At 83.5% G+C, this 479-nt stretch carries 1 pseudogene; it reads right to left on the bottom strand.

The features are described from left to right. A pseudogene (locus DT057_RS35905) lies at positions 1–479 on the bottom strand (hypothetical protein); the annotation flags it as partial.

The following is a 479-nucleotide window of genomic DNA, read 5'->3' as shown; positions in this document are numbered from 1 at the left end:
GTCCGCGGCGAGCCGCGCCAGCAGGTCGGCCGGGATCGCCGCCCGGGCGGCGGCCAGGACCCGCTCCGCCGCGCCGCCCGCCTCGCCCGGGCCGGGATCCTGCGGGTCGGCATCCTGCGGGCCTGGGTCCTGCGGGTCGGCATCCTGCGGGGCGTCGCCCGCCCGGGCGTCCGGCGGGCCGTCCGGCTCCGGCGGGGACGGTTCGGGCGGGGACGGTTCGGGCGCCTCGGCCGGCAGACGGGTGGCGCGGGGCGCGAGCACCAGGGCGGCCGCGGCGGCGATGTCGTCCTCGGCGACGCCGGCGCGTCCCGAGTGAGTCGCGTGGAGCTGCGCGACCTTGAGCGCCATCAGGGGCGCCCGCATGGACGCGACGCCGAGCGCGGCCGCGACGGCGCAGACCGCCTCGGCCGCCTCCGCGGCCTCGCGGGCCGGGGGCGCCGGGCTCCCCTCGCCGGCGGGCGCCTCGCGACCGGGCGCCT

The organism is Methylobacterium crusticola, from assembly GCF_003574465.1.
In the GTDB taxonomy this organism is placed as follows: domain Bacteria; phylum Pseudomonadota; class Alphaproteobacteria; order Rhizobiales; family Beijerinckiaceae; genus Methylobacterium; species Methylobacterium crusticola.
The sequence above is the reverse complement of the archived record's forward strand: the minus strand, read 5'-3'. Positions and strand labels throughout refer to the sequence as shown.